General features: G+C 71.0%; 19 protein-coding genes and 1 tRNA gene. 10 read left to right on the top strand and 10 right to left on the bottom strand.

Annotation, left to right across the window (positions count from 1 at the left end; translation table 11 throughout):
• Position 1 precedes the first annotated feature (1 nt).
• Positions 2–277 carry a DUF6295 family protein gene (locus OHS57_RS15670; protein WP_041988757.1) on the top strand — a complete coding sequence of 92 codons (276 nt, stop codon included), beginning with the start codon at positions 2–4 and terminating at the stop codon, positions 275–277.
• A gap of 90 nt (positions 278–367) precedes the next feature.
• On the opposite strand, the gene OHS57_RS15675 is transcribed toward OHS57_RS15670, so the two are convergent.
• The 7 genes from OHS57_RS15675 to galU all read right to left on the bottom strand — a co-directional run bounded on the left by OHS57_RS15675 (position 368) and on the right by galU (position 5,731).
• Positions 368–441: transfer RNA gene (locus OHS57_RS15675), tRNA-Ala, on the bottom strand.
• 61 nt (positions 442–502) lie between these two features.
• A complete protein-coding gene (gene sepX / locus OHS57_RS15680) occupies positions 503–1,576 on the bottom strand; it encodes a divisome protein SepX/GlpR (RefSeq protein WP_328582334.1) in 1,074 nt (357 codons plus the stop codon).
• A gap of 142 nt (positions 1,577–1,718) precedes the next feature.
• Entirely contained in the window at positions 1,719–2,342 is a 624-nt protein-coding gene (locus OHS57_RS15685; protein WP_078863604.1) for a GNAT family N-acetyltransferase, read from the bottom strand.
• Complete coding sequence (locus OHS57_RS15690) at positions 2,339–2,830, bottom strand: MogA/MoaB family molybdenum cofactor biosynthesis protein (protein ID WP_328582335.1); 492 nt, start codon at positions 2,828–2,830, stop codon at positions 2,339–2,341. Before OHS57_RS15690 ends, OHS57_RS15685 begins: the two co-directional genes overlap by 4 nt.
• On the bottom strand, positions 2,827–3,414 hold the full coding sequence (gene moaC, locus OHS57_RS15695; RefSeq protein ID WP_041988748.1) for a cyclic pyranopterin monophosphate synthase MoaC: 588 nt from the start codon (positions 3,412–3,414) through the stop codon (positions 2,827–2,829). The genes OHS57_RS15690 and moaC overlap by 4 nt, the downstream gene beginning before the upstream one ends.
• Before the next feature lie 72 nt (positions 3,415–3,486).
• Complete coding sequence (glp, locus tag OHS57_RS15700; RefSeq protein ID WP_328582336.1) at positions 3,487–4,821, bottom strand: molybdotransferase-like divisome protein Glp; 1,335 nt, start codon at positions 4,819–4,821, stop codon at positions 3,487–3,489.
• Between the two features lie 4 nt (positions 4,822–4,825).
• Entirely contained in the window at positions 4,826–5,731 is a 906-nt protein-coding gene (gene galU, locus OHS57_RS15705; RefSeq protein ID WP_041988740.1) for a UTP--glucose-1-phosphate uridylyltransferase GalU, read from the bottom strand.
• A 43-nt stretch (positions 5,732–5,774) separates the two neighbouring features.
• Between galU and OHS57_RS15710 the strand changes: the two genes are divergently transcribed.
• Positions 5,775–6,389 carry a 5-formyltetrahydrofolate cyclo-ligase gene (locus OHS57_RS15710; protein ID WP_328582337.1) on the top strand — a complete coding sequence of 205 codons (615 nt, stop codon included), beginning with the start codon at positions 5,775–5,777 and terminating at the stop codon, positions 6,387–6,389.
• Positions 6,390–6,428: 39 nt separating this feature from the next.
• Here OHS57_RS15710 and OHS57_RS15715 read toward each other — a convergent pair whose 3' ends face one another.
• Entirely contained in the window at positions 6,429–9,296 is a 2,868-nt protein-coding gene (locus OHS57_RS15715; RefSeq protein ID WP_328582338.1) for a penicillin acylase family protein, read from the bottom strand.
• A 249-nt stretch (positions 9,297–9,545) separates the two neighbouring features.
• Between OHS57_RS15715 and OHS57_RS15720 the strand changes: the two genes are divergently transcribed.
• The 4 genes from OHS57_RS15720 (at position 9,546) to OHS57_RS15735 (ending at position 14,029) form a co-directional block, all read left to right on the top strand.
• Entirely contained in the window at positions 9,546–11,063 is a 1,518-nt protein-coding gene (locus tag OHS57_RS15720) for a potassium/proton antiporter (protein WP_078863602.1), read from the top strand.
• A gap of 189 nt (positions 11,064–11,252) precedes the next feature.
• Complete coding sequence (locus OHS57_RS15725; protein WP_328582339.1) at positions 11,253–12,566, top strand: MFS transporter; 1,314 nt, start codon at positions 11,253–11,255, stop codon at positions 12,564–12,566.
• A gap of 66 nt (positions 12,567–12,632) precedes the next feature.
• Entirely contained in the window at positions 12,633–13,022 is a 390-nt protein-coding gene (locus tag OHS57_RS15730; RefSeq protein WP_328582340.1) for an FmdB family zinc ribbon protein, read from the top strand.
• 173 nt (positions 13,023–13,195) lie between these two features.
• A complete protein-coding gene (locus OHS57_RS15735) occupies positions 13,196–14,029 on the top strand; it encodes an S-methyl-5'-thioadenosine phosphorylase (protein WP_328582341.1) in 834 nt (277 codons plus the stop codon).
• Here the strand turns inward: OHS57_RS15735 and OHS57_RS15740 are convergent.
• Positions 14,016–15,593: an FAD-dependent monooxygenase gene (locus tag OHS57_RS15740; RefSeq protein WP_328582342.1), complete on the bottom strand. Its 1,578-nt coding sequence runs from the start codon at positions 15,591–15,593 to the stop codon at positions 14,016–14,018. The two genes, OHS57_RS15735 and OHS57_RS15740, sit on opposite strands and share 14 nt — an antisense overlap.
• An 84-nt stretch (positions 15,594–15,677) precedes the next feature.
• Here OHS57_RS15740 and OHS57_RS15745 point away from each other — a divergent pair, with 84 nt between their 5' ends.
• The 4 genes from OHS57_RS15745 to mscL all read left to right on the top strand — a co-directional run bounded on the left by OHS57_RS15745 (position 15,678) and on the right by mscL (position 17,688).
• The gene (locus OHS57_RS15745) at positions 15,678–15,881 is read left to right on the top strand and encodes a helix-turn-helix domain-containing protein (RefSeq protein WP_041988720.1); all 204 of its coding nucleotides are present in this window, start codon (positions 15,678–15,680) and stop codon (positions 15,879–15,881) included.
• Positions 15,882–15,888: 7 nt separating this feature from the next.
• Complete coding sequence (locus OHS57_RS15750; RefSeq protein WP_328582343.1) at positions 15,889–16,356, top strand: Clp protease N-terminal domain-containing protein; 468 nt, start codon at positions 15,889–15,891, stop codon at positions 16,354–16,356.
• A gap of 144 nt (positions 16,357–16,500) precedes the next feature.
• Positions 16,501–17,097, top strand: coding sequence for an RcpC/CpaB family pilus assembly protein (locus tag OHS57_RS15755; RefSeq protein WP_328582344.1), 597 nt, complete (start codon positions 16,501–16,503; stop codon positions 17,095–17,097).
• A 123-nt stretch (positions 17,098–17,220) separates the two neighbouring features.
• Complete coding sequence (mscL, locus tag OHS57_RS15760; RefSeq protein ID WP_041988716.1) at positions 17,221–17,688, top strand: large conductance mechanosensitive channel protein MscL; 468 nt, start codon at positions 17,221–17,223, stop codon at positions 17,686–17,688.
• A 37-nt stretch (positions 17,689–17,725) separates the two neighbouring features.
• On the opposite strand, the gene OHS57_RS15765 is transcribed toward mscL, so the two are convergent.
• The gene (locus tag OHS57_RS15765) at positions 17,726–17,929 is read right to left on the bottom strand and encodes a hypothetical protein (protein WP_041988713.1); all 204 of its coding nucleotides are present in this window, start codon (positions 17,927–17,929) and stop codon (positions 17,726–17,728) included.
• Between the last annotated feature and the right edge of the window lie 7 nt (positions 17,930–17,936).

Raw genomic sequence — 17,936 nt, forward strand, 5'->3', positions numbered from 1 at the left:
CATGTGCACCTACCTCACCGTCAAGACCGAGATCGCGGGCAGCGGCAAGGGCCCGCAGGGGTACTTCCCGCTGACCGAGGCGATGGTCTACGTCGACCACCCGCAGCACGCCCCGTACGAGCACACCGTCAACATCGACTTCCTCAACCCCTCCCAGGGCCCGTCGGCGCGGGTCGCTGTGGAGCTGACCGAAGAGGCGGCGCTCGCCCTCATCGAGTCCATCCGCAGCGCCCTGGCCTCGGCCCCACCCGGCCTGGCCTCGTCGGCCGCCGCCTGACCGGCCGGGATCAGCCGATGTTCTGCTGAACCCCCCGTGTACGCCAAAGAGCCCCAGCCGGAGTGATCCGGCTGGGGCTCTGAGCTGCGGTGGACCTGTGGGGATTTGAACCCCAGACCCCCTCGATGCGAACGAGGTGCGCTACCAGACTGCGCCACAGGCCCTTGCAACGAGTGAAACTTTAGCACCCCGGTCGGGGTGCTCGGAAATCCGTTGGTTGCCTGGTCACTCGTTGGCGGCGCGGGGGCGGTCCGCTTCGTCGTACTGGTCGAACAGGGGGGTTCTGCCGTGGTCGCGGCTGCGGCGGGCCGGGGGGGCCGTCGGGGGCTGGGCCGGGTGCGGGGTCGGGTCGGAGGTGCTGGAGCGGGCCGCGCTCCAGGTTTCCGGGTCGCTGACGTCGACCCCGCTCGGGGCGCGCGGCGCCACCGGCGCTGTCACGTACGTCGGGAGCGGGACGGGGACCGGTTCCCAGCTGTCGCCGCCGGCCGGGCCGCGGTCGCGCTGCTGGTCCAGCCACTCCGCGTGGTCGGTCTGCTCGACCAGGGCGCGGCGGCCCGCCTCCTGCGGGGAGACCGAGGGGGTGGGCTCGGGGGCGGGGCCGGGTTCGGGTTCCTCGGCGGGCTCGCCCGGCGCGGCCGACGAGGGCTGGTGGCGGCGCGGGCGGTTCTCGCGCAGCCGCTGCGCCGCCGCCTCCGCCCTGCGCCGGTCCATGGTGAAGGCGAAGCGGCGCCGCTCCTTGGCCCGCAGGTGCACGATGTAGACGCTCAGCAGTATGGCGGGGACGGCGGGCACCCAGAGGAAGCCCAGGCCGCCGACGCCGGCGACGACAGCGCCCAGCGTGAAGGCGAGGAAGAGGACCACGGTGGTACGCCGGCGGCGCGCGAGGAGTTTCGAGCGCCGGGCGCGTTCGGCCGCGGCGCCGCCGTCCGCCGGGCGGGTACGCCGCCGGCGCGCCGGGGCGGGCGCGGGTCTGGCGGGGGGCGACGGGGCCGGGATCTCCAGCCGGGCTTCCGTGCGCGCCTTGGGCGCGGCGAAGGACCGGACGTCGACGGAACTCATCGATTCCGTCCGGCCGCCCGTCTCGGTGTCGGGACCCGCCTCCTCAGCGGTGCGCTCCTGCAGCTCCTTGGCGTAACGGCGCTCCATCGCCGCCCTTCCGGACAGCAGCCGGATGGCGGTACTGAAGCGTTCCGTCGGACGTGCCTCGTTGAGCTCGTCCTGCCTGCGGAGCCACATCGGCACCAAGTAGGCGGCCCAGGCCCCGACAATGACTGCGTAGATGAGGCCGCTGCTGCTCACGGTTCACACCGTAGAGGGGTTCGCGCGAGGGCATCGGCCAATTGAGCCGGTGTGTCGCACGATCTGGCTGATATCACGGACTTTTTTTGTGATTGTTCGGATCGACTCATGGTCACATGGCAGTCAATTTCGAACATACATTTTATTTTTGTGTCGTTCCGCGCCTTGCCTGATGCCAGCGGCGGACCAGTCCGTCGGGCACCTCTTCGGACGTGAGTACGAATACGAGATGGTCCCGCCAGGCTCCGTCGATGTGGAGATAGCGGGGGCGCAGCCCTTCCTCGCGGAATCCGAGCTTTTCCACGACACGGCGGCTCGGCCCGTTCTCGGGGCGAATGCAGACCTCCAGACGATGCAGTCCGACCATCCGGAAACAGTGGTCGACGGCGAGCGCGACCGCGGTCGGCATCACGCCGCGTCCCGCGACCTCGCGGTCGACCCAGTACCCGACATGGCCCGAGCACATCGAGCCCCAGGTGATCCCGGCGACGGTCAACTGGCCGACGAGCCGGCCCCGGTACTCGATGACGAACGGCAGCATCCGGCCCGCGTTCGCCTCCCTGCGCAGATGACGGACCATCTGGCGGTAGGTGGGCCGCTGCGTGACCGGAGCGCCGGGCGCGGGCGGCGGGATGGTCGCCTCCCAGGGGCGCAGCCAGTCGCGGTTGCGCCGGTTCACCTCACGCCACGCGCGCTGGTCGCGCAGCCTTATCGGGCGGAGGGCGATGTCGCCGTCCACCAGGATCACGGGCCAGGCGGGGTTCATCCGGAGGTACGGGGGTGATCGCCGCCGTGGAGCTGGTCGACGGCGTGGACGAGGAGTCTGCCGAGCACGGCGAGGCCGTCGCGTACGCCGCCGGTCGAGCCCGGCAGGTTCACGATCAGCGTCCGGCCTGCCACCCCGGCGACTCCCCGGGAGAGGGCCGCTGTCGGGACCTTGGCGAGGCCTTCGGCGCGGATCGCCTCGGCGATGCCGCGGATCTCGTAGTCGATGACGCGCCCGGTCGCCTCCGGCGTACGGTCCGTCGGCGAGATGCCCGTACCGCCGGTGGTGACGATCACGTCGTACCCGGCGGTGACGCCGGCGCGCAGCGCCTCTTCGACGGGGTCGCCGTCGGGGACGGCGCGCGGGCCCTCGATTGTGAAGCCGAGCGCGGTGAGGCCTTCGGCGACGAGCGGGCCGCCGGTGTCGGCGTAGACGCCCGCTGCGGCCCGGTTGGACGCCGTGACGACAAGCGCGCGGTAGCCGGTCATGCGCTCTCTCCGTCCGGAGCGGGCAAGGCGCCTGGGGTGGCCGGGGTCTCGGCGGCGGCGGTCGTGCGCGACCAGGTCCCCGACTTGCCGCCGCGCTTCTCCTCCACCCGTACGTCCGTGATGACCGCGCCCTTGTCGACCGCCTTCACCATGTCGACGACGGTGAGCGCGGCGACCGAGACGGCGGTCAGCGCCTCCATCTCGACGCCGGTGCGGTCGGTCGTCTTCACCGTCGCCAGGATCTGTACGGCGTCGTCGGCGACCGACAGATCGACGGTGACGCCCGAGACGGCGAGCGGATGGCACAGCGGGATCAGCTCCGGGGTCCGCTTGGCGCCCATGATGCCCGCGATCCGCGCCGTGGCCAGGGCGTCGCCCTTCGGCACTCCCCCGCCGCGCAGCAGCTCGACCACGCGCGGCGAGACCAGCACCCGGCCGCTGGCGCTCGCGCTGCGGGACGTGACGTCCTTCGCCGACACGTCGACCATCCTGGCGGCGCCCGACTCGTCGAGATGCGTCAGGCGGCCCTGCCCGGGCGGCTCTTGCTCGGCTCCGGGGGATTCCCCCCGGGAAAACACAGTCATTCGGTGTGGTGCTCCCGGTCCGGGCCCGACCGGGCCTGTGTGGGCAGATACGGTACCGCCACCGCCACGGGATCAGCCGAGCAGGACCACGTCGAGTTCCGTGCCGGGCTCGACCGACGTCGTCTCCTCGGGGACGACGATCAGCGAGTCGGCGTGGGCGAGGGCCGCGATCAGATGGGATCCCGCCCCGCCGACCGGCCTGACGGAGGCCGACCGCGCGTCGTACACACCGCGCATGAACTGGCGGCGCCCGGCGGGGGACGACAGGGGCTTGTCGCTCTCAAGACGCGCGCGCACCGTCGGGCGGTTGACGTCCTCACGGCCCATCAGGGCGCGGATGGCCGGGCGGACGAACAGCTCGAACGACACGTACGACGAGACGGGGTTGCCCGGCAGGGCCAGCAGCGGGGTGTGCTCGGGACCGATCGAACCGAAGCCCTGCGGCTTGCCCGGCTGCATGGCGAGCTTGCGGAAGTCGATGCCGCTGCCCGGCTCGTCCTCGTCGCCGACCGAGGACAGCGCCTCCTTCACGACGTCGTACGCCCCGACGCTGACGCCGCCCGTCGTGATGACCAGGTCGGCGCGGACCAACTGGTCCTCGACGGTCGCCCGGAGGCTGTCCGCGTCGTCGCTGACCGCGCCGACCCGGTAGGCGATGGCGCCCGCCTCGCGGACGGCGGCGGTGAGCGCGAAGCTGTTCGAGTCGAAGATCTGGCCGTCGCCGAGATCCTCGCCCGGCTGGACCAGCTCGCTGCCGGTGGAGATGACGACCACGCGCGGGCGCGGGCGTACCTTCACCGTGCCGCGGCCGATGGCGGCCAGCAGCGCGATCTGCGGCGCCCCGATGACCGTGCCGGCCTCCAGCGCCAGGTCGCCCGCGTGGACGTCGCTGCCGGCGGCGCGGACGTGGGCGCGCGGCTCCGCCGGCCGGTACACCCGCACCTCGCCGGAGGCGCCGTCCGGGGCCTCGGCCGCCGGGCGCATCGACGTGACGGCGCCGCCGCCCGCGCCGCCGTCGGTCCACTCGACCGGGACGACGGCCTCGGCGCCCGGCGGCAGCGGCGCGCCCGTCATGATGCGGGCGGCCTCCCCCGGGCCGACCTGCGGCAGCACGCCGCTGCCCGCCGCCACCTCGCCGACGACGGTCAGCACGGCGGGGAACTCGTCGGTGGCGCCCACGAGATCCGCCGTCCGGACCGCGTAACCGTCCATGGAGCTGTTGTCGAAGGGCGGCAGCGACACCGTCACCACGACGTCCTCGACGAGCACACAGCCCAGAGTGTCGAGCAGGCGCAGATCCGTGGCGTCGAGCGGGCGCACCGTGGCGAGGATGTCCGCCAGATGCTCCTCCACCGACCACAGGTGCTCGTGGTGAGCCGCGGGTGCCGATTCTGCCGTGCTGGTCAAGGCGCTACATCTCCTCGCTGACATAACTGCGGAGCCAGGCCCGGAAGTCCGGGCCCAGGTCTTCACGTTCGCATGCGAGTCTGACAATGGCACGCAAAAAGTCGCCACGGTCACCAGTGTCATAGCGGCGGCCCGTGAAGATGACGCCGTGCACGGGCCCGCCGGCCTTCTCGTCGGCCGACAACTGCTGCAGGGCGTCGGTCAGCTGGATCTCGCCGCCGCGCCCCGGCGCGGTGCCGCGCAGTATCCCGAAGACGGCCGGATCCAGGACGTACCGGCCGATGATGGCGTAGTGGCTGGGCGCGTCGGCCGGCTCGGGCTTCTCGACCAGGTCGTGCACCTTGACCACGTCGGCGTCGGCCGTCGGCTCGACGGCGGCGCAGCCGTAGAGATGGATCTGCTCGGGTGCGACCTCCATCAGCGCGACGACGCTGCCGCCTTCCCGCTTCTGGATCTCGATCATCCGGGCGAGCAGCGGGTCGCGCGGGTCGATCAGGTCGTCGCCGAGCAGGACGGCGAACGGCTGGTCGCCGACGTGCGGCGCCGCGCACAGCACGGCGTGGCCGAGGCCGCGGGGGTCGCCCTGGCGCACGTAGTGCATCGTGGCGAGGTCGCTGGACTCCTGGACCTTGGCGAGGCGTTCGGTGTCTCCCTTGCGGGTGAGCGCCTCTTCCAGTTCGTAGTTGCGGTCGAAGTGGTCCTCAAGGGGGCGCTTGTTGCGACCGGTGATCATCAGGACGTCGGAGAGCCCCGCCGCCACCGCCTCCTCGACCACGTACTGGATCGCCGGTTTGTCGACGACCGGCAGCATCTCCTTCGGAGTGGCCTTGGTCGCCGGCAGGAAGCGGGTGCCGAGCCCGGCGGCCGGGATGACAGCTTTGGTGATGCCTGGGGGTGGCGAGTGCGTCATGCCTGGCACAGTACAGACGCATATGAACACATACGAGAGGGTTATGACACCGGTGAGTAACAAAGCCGCCAAAGCCGCCGTGCGGCGTGAACTGCTCGCCGCGCGGGCCCTGCTGTCCTATGAGGACGCGGCCGAGGCGGCCGCGGTTCTCGCCGGGCGCGCCCTGGACCTGCCGGAGCTGGCGGCGGCCCGTACCGTCGCCGGCTATGTGTCGGTGGGCCGGGAGCCCGGCACGCGCGTGCTGCTCGACGCGCTCCACGCGCGTGGCGTGCGGGTGCTGCTGCCGGTGCTGCTCGCCGACAACGACCTGGACTGGGCCGCGTACGAGGGCGCCGACCGGCTGCTGAAGGCCGGGCGCGGGCTGCTGGAGCCCGACGGGCCACGGCTCGGCCCGGACGCCGTACTGGCGGCCGACGTGGTCCTGCTGCCGGGACTCGCCGTGGACGGGCACGGTATGCGCCTGGGGCGCGGCGGCGGCTCGTACGACCGGGTCCTCGCCCGGCTGGCGCGTGCGGGCGCGGCGCCGGCGCTCGCGGTGCTGCTCTACGACGACGAGGTGGTCACGCGGGTCCCTGCGGAACCGCACGACCACCCCGTGCGGGCGGTGGTGACACCCGGCGGCGTCAGGCGGTTCGACCGCCCGGAGCCGGGTGTCTGAGAGTGGCTGACGGACCCACTGACGGCCTCACTGCCGTGCTCATGGGGTGAGCCGCAGCGTGTCGGAGGTGGAACCCTCCACCGCGTTGGGCGTGAAGGACCAGTCGAGCAGCTCGCCCTCGGCCCACTTGTCCGTCTGGTCGGTGTAGTGCGCGCTGTACGCGTGCCCTGAGGCGCCCGTGAGGTTGATCCAGCGTGACTTGTCCCAGTCGCCGACGTTGACGACCATCCGCATCGACGGCACCCAGATGACGTTGTAGCCGCCTGCCGCGTTCCAGCCGGTCGCGTCGACCGCCGCCTCGCCGCCGCCCAGGTTGTACGGACCGCGGTTGAGCATCGTCTTCAGGAAGCCGGGACCGCTGGTGCCGAGCGTCTGGTTCTTGAGCTGGAGCTGGTGCAGCCGGCCCCAGCTCCAGGTGGAGACGTCCTTGCCGAGCTTGGCGGTCAGCTCCCAGCGCGCGTCCTTCATGGCGCGCAGCAGCAGGCCGTCGCGGGTCGTGGTGGCCTTGTCCCGCTGGTTGGGCGCCTCGGCACTGGTCCACCAGGGGTTGTCGTTGTCCTTGATGATGTTGGACACCACCTCGAACCAGCGGTCGCCGCCGTCCGGCTGCGCCGCGTCGGGCGCGCGCTGGCCGCACTCCCGTACCAGCTTCTCCAGATCGTCCGGCGGGCCCGTGCTGTCGGCCGGACGGACGTTCAGGCACTGGCCCTTGACGCGCACTTCCTTGGGAAGCTTGTCGCCGAAGGCGAGCATAAGCACATTGCGCCAGACCCCGTTGAAGTACGCGGCGGCGGCCGAGTCGGGCTCCTGGGTGAAGTCCCAGCCCTCCAGCAGCTTCTGCGCCTCACGCACGGACGGGTCCGAGACATCGATCTTGAGCAGCAGGGGCACCAGCAGCTTGGCGATCTGGCTGGTGTTGTCCATCTGCATGGTCTGCATGTCGTCGGTCGAGATCTTCCCGCCGTCCTTGGTCTTGGACGCGATGAGGTCGTTGATCCGCTGGCTGCGGGTGCCGTAGCCCCAGTCCTTCGTCAGCAGGTACGGGTACTTCTTCGCGTCGATGACGGCCTGGTTGGCGGTGACGATGTAGCCGCGCTTGGGGTTGTACTCGTACGGCATCTGGTCGAAGGGGATCGGCTTCTCCCACTTGTAGCGCGGGTCCCAGCCGGGCGCGGGCATCGAGCCGTCGCCCTTGGCGCGCGTCGGGATCTTCCCCGGGGCCTGGTAGCCGATGTTGCCCTTGGTGTCGGCGTAGATCAGGTTCTGCGACGGCACCTCGAAGTTCGAGGCGGCGGCGCGGAACTCGGTGAAGTCCTTCGCCTTGTTGAGCGCGAAGACCGAGTCCATGGTCTTGCCGGGCTCCAGGGCCGTCCACTCCAGCGACACGGCGTAGCCGTCGCCCCGGTCGGGGGCCGCGTTGTCGACAGGTGCCTTGTCGCCGACCTTCGCCAGCTCGCTGTCCCGGTCCGAGACCACGGGCCCGTGGACGGTCGAGCGGACGGTGATCTTCTTGCTGGGGCCGCCGGCGACCTTGATGGTCTCCTTGCGGGTGGTGAACTTCTTCTCCTCGTCGCCGTACTGGTACGAATCGCCCTCGACCTTCTCCAGGTAGAGGTCGGTCACATCGGCGCCGAGGTTGGTGAAGCCCCAGGCGATGTCCTGGTTGTGGCCGATGATCACACCCGGCATGCCGGAGAAGGTGTAGCCGGCGACGTCGTACTGGCAGGTCTCGCTGACGCTGCGGCAGTGCAGCCCCATCTGGTACCAGAGGGAGGGCAGCTGGGGCGCCAGGTGCGGGTCGTTGGCGAGCAGCGGCCGGCCGGTCGTGGTGAGGGAGCCGGAGACGACCCAGGAGTTGGAGCCGATGCCGCTGCCGCTCGGGCCGAGCAGCTGCGGGATCTCGTCGAGGGTGCCGGAGAGCGAGCTGAGCTGCGAGCTCAGGCCCTCGGTCGCTTCGGCGGGGGTGTGCGCCGCGGCGTTGGTCGCGGTGTTGGTACCGGTACCGGTACCCGTGCCGTCGCCGGTGCCCGTGCCGTCGCCGATCCCGCTGCCTGTGCCGTCCCCCGTGCCGTCGCCGATGCCGCTGCCTGTGCCGTCCCCCGTGCCCGCGCCGTCCCCTGCGTCGTCAGTCGGCTCCGCCTTCGGGTCGAACTTGCCCGTGACGGGGTCGATCCCGCCCTCGCTGACGATCGGGGCGTTCTTCTCGGTCGGGTACGCCGGGTACAGCTGGTCGATCTGCTTCTGGCTGAGCCTGCTCGTCAGCAGCGAGCGGTCGATCTCGTCCTGCATGTTGCCGCGCAGGTCCCACGCCATCGCCTTCAGCCAGGCCACCGAGTCGACGGGGGTCCACTTGGCCGGCTTGTAGTCGTTGGTGAAGCTCAGCGCCGCGTACTCGACGGAGATGTCCTTGTTGTCGCGGCCCTTGAGGTAGGCGTTGACGCCGTCCGCGTACGACTGGAGGTTCTTCTTCGTGTCGGCGGAGAGCTGGGTGTCGTACTCCTTCTGCGCCACCCCGTGCCAGTCGAGGGTGCGCAGGAACTCGTCCGTCTTCACCTGGCTCTTGCCGAACATCTCGGAGAGCCTGCCCGACGTCATGTGGCGGCGGACGTCCATCTCGTAGAAGCGGTCCTGCGCCTGGACGTACCCCTGTGCGCGGAACAGGTCGGCGTCACTGTTCGCGTAGATCTGCGGGACGCCGTAGCTGTCCCGTCTGACGTCGACGGGGCCCGCGAGGCCCTGGAGCTTGAGCGTGCCTGTCGTCTGCGGGAACGACGAGCGCACAGTGCTCACGCCCCAGTACGCCCCGTAGCCGACACCCGCGACAAGTGCCAGCACCAGGACGATCACGATCAGACGGGCGCGTCGCCCCTTCTTTTTGACGGAAGAGGGAGCTGTGTTGGCGGGCATCGCTGTCCTTCGAGGGGCAGGGTGGTCCTGGAAATGCTGGAGCAACCATAGGCGCAGCGCTTCACCCGCCTGGACGCGGTGTCAGGAAGTGCTCCCGATCACGCCACCCGTCGGACGATCACACAAGGATTCCGGGAGTGATCGCACAGACGCCCGAACGCGTCAAGAAAACGTTAAAGATTAGGTAAGGTAACGAAGTACCGGCCGCCGGAGGAACGATCCGGCGAGCGCGAGTGGAAGGATCGGCCGCTGACTGTCCACCAGCTCAATGAACTCCTGCTCATCTGCTCGCTCGTGCTGTTGATCGCGGTCGTGGCCGTGCGGATCTCGTCCCGGAGCGGGCTGCCCAGTCTGTTGCTCTATCTCGGCATCGGGATCGGGATAGGCCAGGACGGGATCTTCAACGTCAAGTTCGACAACGCCGAGCTGACCCAGGTCATCGGGTACGCGGCGCTGGTCGTGATCCTGGCCGAGGGCGGCCTCGGCACGAAGTGGAAAGAGGTCAAACAGTCGCTGCCGGCGGCTGTCGCCCTCTCGACCGTGGGTGTCGGCGTGAGCGTGGGTGTGACGGCGACAGCCGCGCATTACCTGGTGGGACTCGACTGGCGGCAGGCCCTGATCGTCGGCGCCGTCGTCTCGTCGACGGACGCGGCCGCCGTCTTCTCCGTACTGCGCAGGGTGCCGCTGCCGACCCGGGTGACCGGGGCGCTGGAGGCCGAGTCGGGGTTCAACGACGCCCCTGTGGTGATCATCGTGGTCGCGCTCTCCGCATCGGGGCACGTCGAACACTGGTACGTGCTGGTGGGTGAGATCGCGCTGGAGCTGGCCATCGGCGCGTGCGTCGGGCTCGTGGTGGGCTATCTCGGCGCGTTCGGACTGCGGCATGTGGCGCTGCCGGCCTCCGGCCTCTACCCGATCGCCGTCATGGCCATCGCGGTCTCCGCGTACGCCGTCGGCGCCACCGCGCACGGCAGCGGCTTCCTCGCCGTCTACCTGGCGTCGATGATCCTCGGGAACTCCAGACTGCCGCACGCGCCGGCCAACCGCGGCTTCGCCGAGGGGCTCGGCTGGATCGCCCAGATCGGCATGTTCGTCCTGCTCGGACTGCTGGTGACCCCGCACGAGCTGGGCGACGACTTCTGGCCCGCGGTGATCGTGGGGCTGATTCTCACCGCCGTGGCACGACCGCTCTCGGTCTTCCTCAGCCTGCTCCCCTTCCGCCTCCCCTGGCAGGAACAGGCCCTGATGTCCTGGGCGGGGCTGCGCGGCGCCGTGCCCATCATCCTGGCGACCATCCCGATGGTGTCGGACATCGAGGGCAGCCGGCGGATCTTCAACATCGTGTTCGTGCTGGTCGTCGTCTACACCCTGGTGCAGGGGCCGACGCTGCCCTGGCTGGCGAAGGCACTGCGGCTCGGCGCCGCGTCGGACGCCTCCGACCTGGGCATCGAGTCGGCGCCGCTGGAACGGCTGCGCGGCCATCTGCTCTCGCTGTCGATCCCCGCACACTCGAAGATGCACGGTGTGGAGGTCTCCGAGCTGCGGCTGCCGGCCGGGGCGGCGGTCACCCTGGTCGTACGGGACGACCGCAGCTTCGTACCGCTGCCCTCGACCCTGCTGCACCGGGGCGACGAGCTGCTGGTCGTGGCGACGGATCCGGTACGGGACGCCGCCGAACGACGGCTGCGGGCGGTCGGGCAGGGCGGCAAGCTCGCGGGCTGGCTGGGGACGGACGCACGGTACGATAACGGTGCCGATCGACCATGACCGGCCGATGACGAACAGATTGATCACCACAGATTGACCACCTCTGTCTGACGCAGAGCTGGCGCGACCGTAAGGCGGCCGCGGCGCCCCCTCCCGGCGGGCCCCGGTATCTACCGCAGTTCCGCGCAAGAGGACAGCTCTCGGCCGCTCGCGTGGAGCGCGTCACCAGACAGCAGAAAGGCAAGGACCGTGTCATACACGGTCAAAAGCGCTGCCGACGCACGACCGGGCTACGGGCGGCTGCTGCGTACCCCCTCCGCCTGGACGTTCCTGCTCCCCGGCTTCGCCGCCCGCCAGCCCTTCGCGATGCTGACGATCGGCATCGTCCTGCTGGTCGAGCACACGTCAGGCTCGTACGGCACGGCGGGCGCGGTGGCCGCCGTCACCGGCGTCTCCATGGCCCTCTTCGCGCCGCAGAGCGGCAAGCTGGCCGACCGTTACGGGCAGCGTGCCGTGCTCGTGCCCGGCGTACTGGCGCACACCGTGTCCGTGCTGGCGCTGCTGACGCTCGCGCTGGCCGGTGCCCCGCTGTGGGCGCTGTTCCTGGCGGCCGTGCCGACCGGCGCCTCCGTACCGCAGATCGGTCCGATGGTGCGGGCGCGGTGGACGACGGCACTTGGCGAGACCTCGCCACTGATGCCGACGGCCGCCGCCTTCGAATCGGTGACCGACGAATTCACGTTCGTCATCGGTCCCGTGCTCACCACGGCGCTGTGCGCCGGCGTGCACCCGGCGGCGGGGCTGATCGCCGAGGCGGCGCTAACCCTGGCCGGCGGGCTGCTGTTCGCCGCCCGGCGCGGCACGCAGCCGCAGCCGAGCCGCGGCCGTACGGCGGGGGCCGCCCGTGGTCGTGCGGCTGCGACGACCGGCGGTCGTACGCGTACGTCGGCGCTGCCCGTGCCCGGTGTGCGGGTGCTCGCGGTCGCCTTCCTCGGCATCGGCTCGGTCTTCGGCGGCATGCAGGTGTCGCTGACGGCGTTCGCCGAGGAGATCGGCGAACCCGGCGTCAACGGAGTGCTCTACGGGATCTTCGCCGCGGGCAACATGCTCGCCGGGATCGTCTGCGGCGCCGTCGCCTGGAAGACCGGCCCGCGCGGCAGGCTGCTGGCCGGCTACACCGGGCTCACCCTGTTCGCCTCGGCGCTGTGGGCGGTGCACTCCGTGCCGCTGCTCGCCGGGCTGGGGCTGCTGATCGGGCTCTGCATCGCGCCCGCGTTGATCAGCGGCTACACGCTGGTCGAGCGGCTGGTGCCGGCCGAAGGCCGCACCGAGGCGTTCACCTGGCTCACCGGCGCCGTGGCGCTGGGCCAGGCGGCGGCCGTCACGGTCGCAGGACAGCTCGCTGACACGCACGGCGCGAGCGCCGGGTTCGTGGTGCCGCTGGCCGGTACGGCACTGGCGCTGATCACCCTGTTCGTCCTGCGGTCACGGCTCACGGTGAAGACCACGGGCCTTGTCGCGGCGCGTGGGATGAGTCACCGCGAGCCGGTGGCAGTGGACTGATCGCTCGGAATACGTCACTATGGAGCGTCGTTAGCACTCATTGAGTGAGAGTGCCAGGAGGAGCAAGTGCCGACCTACCAGTACCAGTGCACCGAATGTGGCGAGGGCCTTGAGGCGGTGCAGAAGTTCACCGATGACGCCCTCACCGTGTGCCCCAATTGCCAGGGACGCCTGAAGAAGGTGTTCTCGGCGGTCGGCATTGTCTTCAAGGGTTCCGGTTTCTACCGGAACGACAGCCGGGGCTCGTCCACGAGCAGCGCGCCCGCCGCGGCCAAGTCGGCCTCCGGTGGCGAGTCGAAGTCGGACTCCAAGGCGACGGCCGGTTCGTCGGCGTCCGCCTCGGGCTCCAGTTCCGGTTCCGGTTCTTCGAGTTCGGACTCCGGTTCGGGTTCGAAGTCGGGTTCAGGCTCGAAGTCGAACTCGTCGAGCAGTTCCAGCGGCTCGTCAGCCGCCTGATCCGTCGCCCGGATTCGTCCGCCCGGATTCGTCCGCCCGGATTCGTCCGCCCGGATTTTTCGCTTTCGAGGACCCCGCCGTTTCGCACGGCGGGGTCTTCGGCGTGTCCCCGGCCACTTTGGCCGCTCAGCCGCTCGGCCTGACTGTCGGTGGGTGCCGATAGTGTGACGGGCATGGCGAACGCAGAGATCGGTGTGATCGGTGGCTCGGGCTTCTACTCCTTCCTGGAGGATGTGACCGAGCTGCCCGTCGAGACCCCGTACGGACCGCCCAGCGACTCCCTCTTCCTCGGCGAGATCGCCGGCCGCCGGGTCGCCTTCCTGCCGCGGCACGGCCGCGACCACGACCTGCCGCCGCACCGCATCAACTACCGCGCCAACCTGTGGGCGTTGCGCTCCGTCGGCGTACGGCAGGTGCTCGGCCCGTGCGCCGTCGGCGGGCTGCGCCCGGAGTACGGCCCTGGCACCCTGCTCGTACCGGACCAGCTCGTGGACCGTACGAAGGCCCGCGCCCAGACGTACTACGACGGGGTGCCGCTGCCGGACGGCAGCGCGTCCAAGGTCGTCCACATCTCGCTGGCCGACCCCTACTGCCCCGACGGCCGCGCTGCCGCGCTCGCCGCCGCCCGCACCCACGACTGGGAGCCGGTGGACGGGGGGACGCTCGTCGTCATCGAGGGGCCCCGGTTCTCCACCCGCGCCGAGTCGGTGTTCCACGCGGCGATGGGCTGGTCGGTCGTCGGGATGACCGGCCACCCCGAAGCGGTCCTCGCCCGCGAACTGGGCCTCTGCTACACGTCGATGACGCTCGTGACGGACCTGGACGCGGGCGCCGAGACGGGCGAGGGCGTGTCGCACGAAGAGGTGCTGAAGGTCTTCGCGGCCAATGTGGGCCGGCTGCGTACGGTCCTGTTCGACGCGGTGGGCGGGTTGCCTGCGAGCGAGGAGCGGGACTGCCTGTGCTCGCACGCGCTGGACGGTATCGACACCGGCCTCAAGCTGCCGTAGCCGTCCCGAACCAGTCGGCCAGGGCCTCGCGCAGCCCCTCGTGCGGTGGCCCGGCGGCCGGCGCCGACCAGGCCACGTAGCCGTCGGGCCGGATCAGCACGGCGGAGCCCGCCGCCGAAGGACGCTCTTCCGGTCGGCCGGTGACGAGATCGACCCGGTCGGGCAGGGCTGCCGCGATGTCGGCGACGGCACTGTGGCCGCCGAGGTCGAGCAGTACGGCGCGGCCTGCCCGCAGCCGTTCGGCGACGGCGGGCCACGCGACTCCGGACGGCCGCGTGTCGGGGAACCACGGGCCGTACGCCGTCTCGGGCCCCGCCAGCAGCGCCGCGATCCGCCGCCGGTTGCCGAGGTCGTCGAACAGCTCGGTGAGCAGTTCGCGCGCCGCCGTGATGTCATCGCCGGGCCGCATCAGCGCCATCTGGGCGCGCGTCTGTATGAGGACCCGCCTGCTGACGGGCGCGCGCTCGGTCTCGTACGTGTCGAGCAGCCCGCGCGGCGCCACGCCCCGTACCTCGGCGGCGAGTTTCCAGCCGAGGTTGACGGCGTCCTGGAGCCCGAGATTGAGCCCGGGGCCACCGACGGCTGAATGCACGTGGGCGGCGTCCCCGAGCAGCAGGACGCGCCCTGCCCGGTAGGTCTCCGCCTGCCGCGAGCTGACGCCGGTGAGCCGGCTCAGCCGGTGTGGCCCCTCGGTGGTCGGTGGCGTCAACGCCAGGTCCGTACCGAGCACGCGCCGTACGCCGGCGGTGAGTTCGCCGAACGTCACGGCGGGCGCGGTGTTGTCGCCCGCCCCGGACGGCGGGCGGTGCCACTCCATGACGGAGACCAGATGGACACCGGAGCCCGGCGGCATCTCGGCGAACGTGAACACCCCGCCCGGCAGCCGGTTCTGGGCGTACGGGCGCAGCGGCGGCGCGCCGGGCAGGGTGAGTTCGCCGGTGCCTGCGCGGAGGAGGCCCGGCGGGACGACGGCATGTCCCGTGAGGGACGAGAAGGTGTCGTCGGTGGTGCCGGGGAAGCCGATGCCGGACTGTTTGCGGACCAGGCTGTGGCCGCCGTCGGCGCCGACCAGATAGCGGGTGCGCATCCGGTACGGGCCGTCGGGGGCGCGTACGTCGAGGGTGACGCCCGCGCCGTCACCGGCCGCGCCCTGATCCGCGCCCCTCACCGCGCCCTGGTCGTGCGCGGTGAGTTCGTGGCCCCTGCGGATCTCCACGCCGAGTTCCCGGGCGCGTTCCTCCAGGACCTGTTCGATACGGGCCTGCGGGACCAGCAGGGTGTGCAGCGGGTTCGGGTCGAGTGCGCGCAGGTCCAGGGGGATGCCGCCGAACTGGAAGAAGGGCGTGGCCTCCGGCGGTCCTGCCCGGCCCGCCAGCCGTTCGTACAGGCCGCGCAGGTCCAGCATCCGCACCACCTGCCCGACCAGCCCGTTGGCCCTGGGCGCCGCGCCGCGCGCCGGCAGCCGCTCCAGCACCACGGGGCGTACGCCGGCCAGGCGCAGCTCACAGGCGAGCAGCAGCCCGTTGGGGCCGCCGCCCGCGATCACGACCTCGGCAGTGTTCATCGGGGATCCCTTCGGCATGTCAGTCTGGATTGACGATGTCAGTCTGGGTTGACAATCGCACGCCTGTCAATCCAGGCTGACGGCATGGAATCGGATGACCTCTCAGCACGACTCAGGTCGCGGGAACCGGCCGTGGGGCTACGGGCGGTGAGCGCCCTGCACCGGCTGGCGGAACAGGTCGAGTCGGCCGCCGTGGCGCGGGCCAGGGAGCAGGGCTGGACCTGGGAGCAGATCGGGGACGCCCTCGGCGTCTCGCGACAGTCGGTGCACACCAAGCACGGGAAGTGAGACAACCATGTTCGAACAGTTCACCGCGGACGCCCGTACGACCGTCACCTCGGCGCTGGAGGCCGCGCGGCAGCGCGGCGACCGCCGCATCGGCACCGAACATCTGCTGCTGGGGCTGCTGGACGCGCCCGAGTCACCGGCCGTCCGGGCCCTCGACATCGATCTGGAGACCGCGCGCGGCGCTCTCGACGCCCTCGACCAGGACGCGCTGGCGATGCTCGGTATCGACGTCAAGGGCGTCGCCCGGCCGCCGGTACCGCTCTCCCGCAAGCGCACCCCGTTCACGTCGGGTGCCCGTGCGGTGCTGCCGCGCGCGCTGGCGGAGGTACGGAAGACGGGCGGCCGGCGCATCACGCGCGAGCATCTGCTGCTGTCGCTGCTGAAGTGCGAGCGGCCGGATCCGGCGGCCGAGCTGCTGGACCGGTTGGGCGTGGACCGCGACGCCGTACGGGAACGCGTCCGCCAGGCCGAGTGACTCATCCATGGCCGGGTGATTCACCCCTAACGGCAGGGGAGTTATCCACAATCGTCCGCTTGTCCACAGCCTTGAGCGGGATCTGGCGGAACCGTGGATCGTGAGGAGCGACCGCACAACTTCTCACGTCGGACGGTGGTTGCCATGTCCCGTGTCCCTCTTCCCCTGCCTCCCCTGCCCTCTCCCCCGCGCGGCGTGCCGCCCTTCGAGCCGCTGCTGGTACGCCGTCGTGGTCAGCGGCTGCACAGGGCGCTGGTCCGGCGGCGGCGTGCCGTGGCGGCCGGTCTCGCCGTGACGGCGGCGGCCCTGGCCGCGAGCGGGCCGGGCGGTGCGGCGGCCGACGGCGACAGCCGCGCGAGCGCCGCGGCGGCGGCCGTGGCCCGGACGCCGGGCAGGGCCGAAGCACCGCTGCCGAGGTCCAGGGCAAGGGAGTTGGTGTCGGCGCCGGTCCGGATCGCCGACGCGGCGACGGTCCGCCTGCTGCGGCGCGGCGACCGGGTCGATGTGATCGCGACGGGCGGGCCCGAGGCAGGGACGGAGGCGCGGACCGAGGCGCGGGTGGTCGCCGCAGGCGCCCGGGTGACCGAGATTCCAGAAATGCCGGAGATGTCAGAGTCGTACGGTGGCGGGCAACTCGCCCCTGACGGTGGCGCTTTGCTCGTCCTGTCCGTACCGCGGGCCACGGCGACTGCGCTCGCCGGGGCCGCCGCCGGCTCCGAACTGGCGGTGACGCTGTGCTGATTCGTACTGACGAACCGGCGGGTCAGCAGATCGCGTGTGCGGATTGGACAGCGTGGGCACGCGCTGCCGTAGGTTGCGGTGCAGTGTGCGACCCCTACCCCACAGGCGAAGAAAGGCTCACTCGTGAGCGAGCAGAAGGACAGCGTGCTGGCGGGCTTCAAAGCCTTCCTGATGCGCGGCAATGTGATCGACCTCGCGGTCGCCGTCGTCATCGGCGCCGCGTTCACCAACATCGTGAACGCGGTCGTCAAGGGCGTCATCAATCCCGTGGTCGGCGCGTTCGGCACGAAGGATCTGGACAAGTACAGCTCGTGCCTCAAGGCACCCTGCAGGACGAACGGCGCCGGGGAGGCCGAAGGCATTCAGATCATGTGGGGGACGGTGCTCAGCGCGACGCTCACCTTCCTGATCACCGCGGCCGTCGTGTACTTCCTGATGGTGCTGCCGATGTCCAGGTACCTCGCCCGGCGGGCCAGGCACGACGAGGTCAAGGAAGAGCAGCAGGAGATCATCGAGGTCAGCGAGCTGGAGGTGCTGAAGGAGATCAGGGACACCCTGGTCACCCAGCGCGGCCCCGGGCGCGACGGCTAGTCACGATGCTCGTGACCGCCGTCCTGGCCGCCCTCACTCAGATGTGGTGCGGGGGCTTCTCGTCGAGGAACCGGGCCAGGTCGGCGGCGCTGTCGCCGCCGGAGGGCCGCTCGCCCCAGCCGCTGTCCGTGTCGTCCGACGACTGCTGGTCCAGCGGATCGTCGAAGATCAGGCCGGGGTGCGGGCGCGGCGGCCGGCCGTGGTCGGCCGGCTGCGGGTCGGGTGCGGGGACACTGCTCATACGGCAA

It is taken from the genome of Streptomyces sp. NBC_00370 (genome assembly GCF_036084755.1).
Taxonomy (GTDB): domain Bacteria; phylum Actinomycetota; class Actinomycetes; order Streptomycetales; family Streptomycetaceae; genus Streptomyces.

Bases quoted from the DNA above. Each gene is read 5' to 3' on its own strand.
- OHS57_RS15740 (WP_328582342.1), bottom strand. From the start codon at position 15,593: ATGAACACTGCCGAGGTCGTGATCGCGGGCGGCGGCCCCAACGGGCTG.
- OHS57_RS15755 (WP_328582344.1), top strand. From the start codon at position 16,501: ATGTCCCGTGTCCCTCTTCCCCTGCCTCCCCTGCCCTCTCCCCCGCGC.
- OHS57_RS15710 (WP_328582337.1), top strand. From the start codon at position 5,775: ATGACACCGGTGAGTAACAAAGCCGCCAAAGCCGCCGTGCGGCGTGAA.
- galU (WP_041988740.1), bottom strand. From the start codon at position 5,731: ATGACGCACTCGCCACCCCCAGGCATCACCAAAGCTGTCATCCCGGCC.
- OHS57_RS15715 (WP_328582338.1), bottom strand. From the start codon at position 9,296: ATGCCCGCCAACACAGCTCCCTCTTCCGTCAAAAAGAAGGGGCGACGC.
- OHS57_RS15685 (WP_078863604.1), bottom strand. From the start codon at position 2,342: ATGAACCCCGCCTGGCCCGTGATCCTGGTGGACGGCGACATCGCCCTC.
- OHS57_RS15750 (WP_328582343.1), top strand. From the start codon at position 15,889: ATGTTCGAACAGTTCACCGCGGACGCCCGTACGACCGTCACCTCGGCG.
- moaC (WP_041988748.1), bottom strand. From the start codon at position 3,414: ATGACTGTGTTTTCCCGGGGGGAATCCCCCGGAGCCGAGCAAGAGCCG.
- OHS57_RS15690 (WP_328582335.1), bottom strand. From the start codon at position 2,830: ATGACCGGCTACCGCGCGCTTGTCGTCACGGCGTCCAACCGGGCCGCA.
- OHS57_RS15670 (WP_041988757.1), top strand. From the start codon at position 2: ATGTGCACCTACCTCACCGTCAAGACCGAGATCGCGGGCAGCGGCAAG.
- OHS57_RS15745 (WP_041988720.1), top strand. From the start codon at position 15,678: ATGGAATCGGATGACCTCTCAGCACGACTCAGGTCGCGGGAACCGGCC.
- OHS57_RS15765 (WP_041988713.1), bottom strand. From the start codon at position 17,929: ATGAGCAGTGTCCCCGCACCCGACCCGCAGCCGGCCGACCACGGCCGG.
- OHS57_RS15735 (WP_328582341.1), top strand. From the start codon at position 13,196: ATGGCGAACGCAGAGATCGGTGTGATCGGTGGCTCGGGCTTCTACTCC.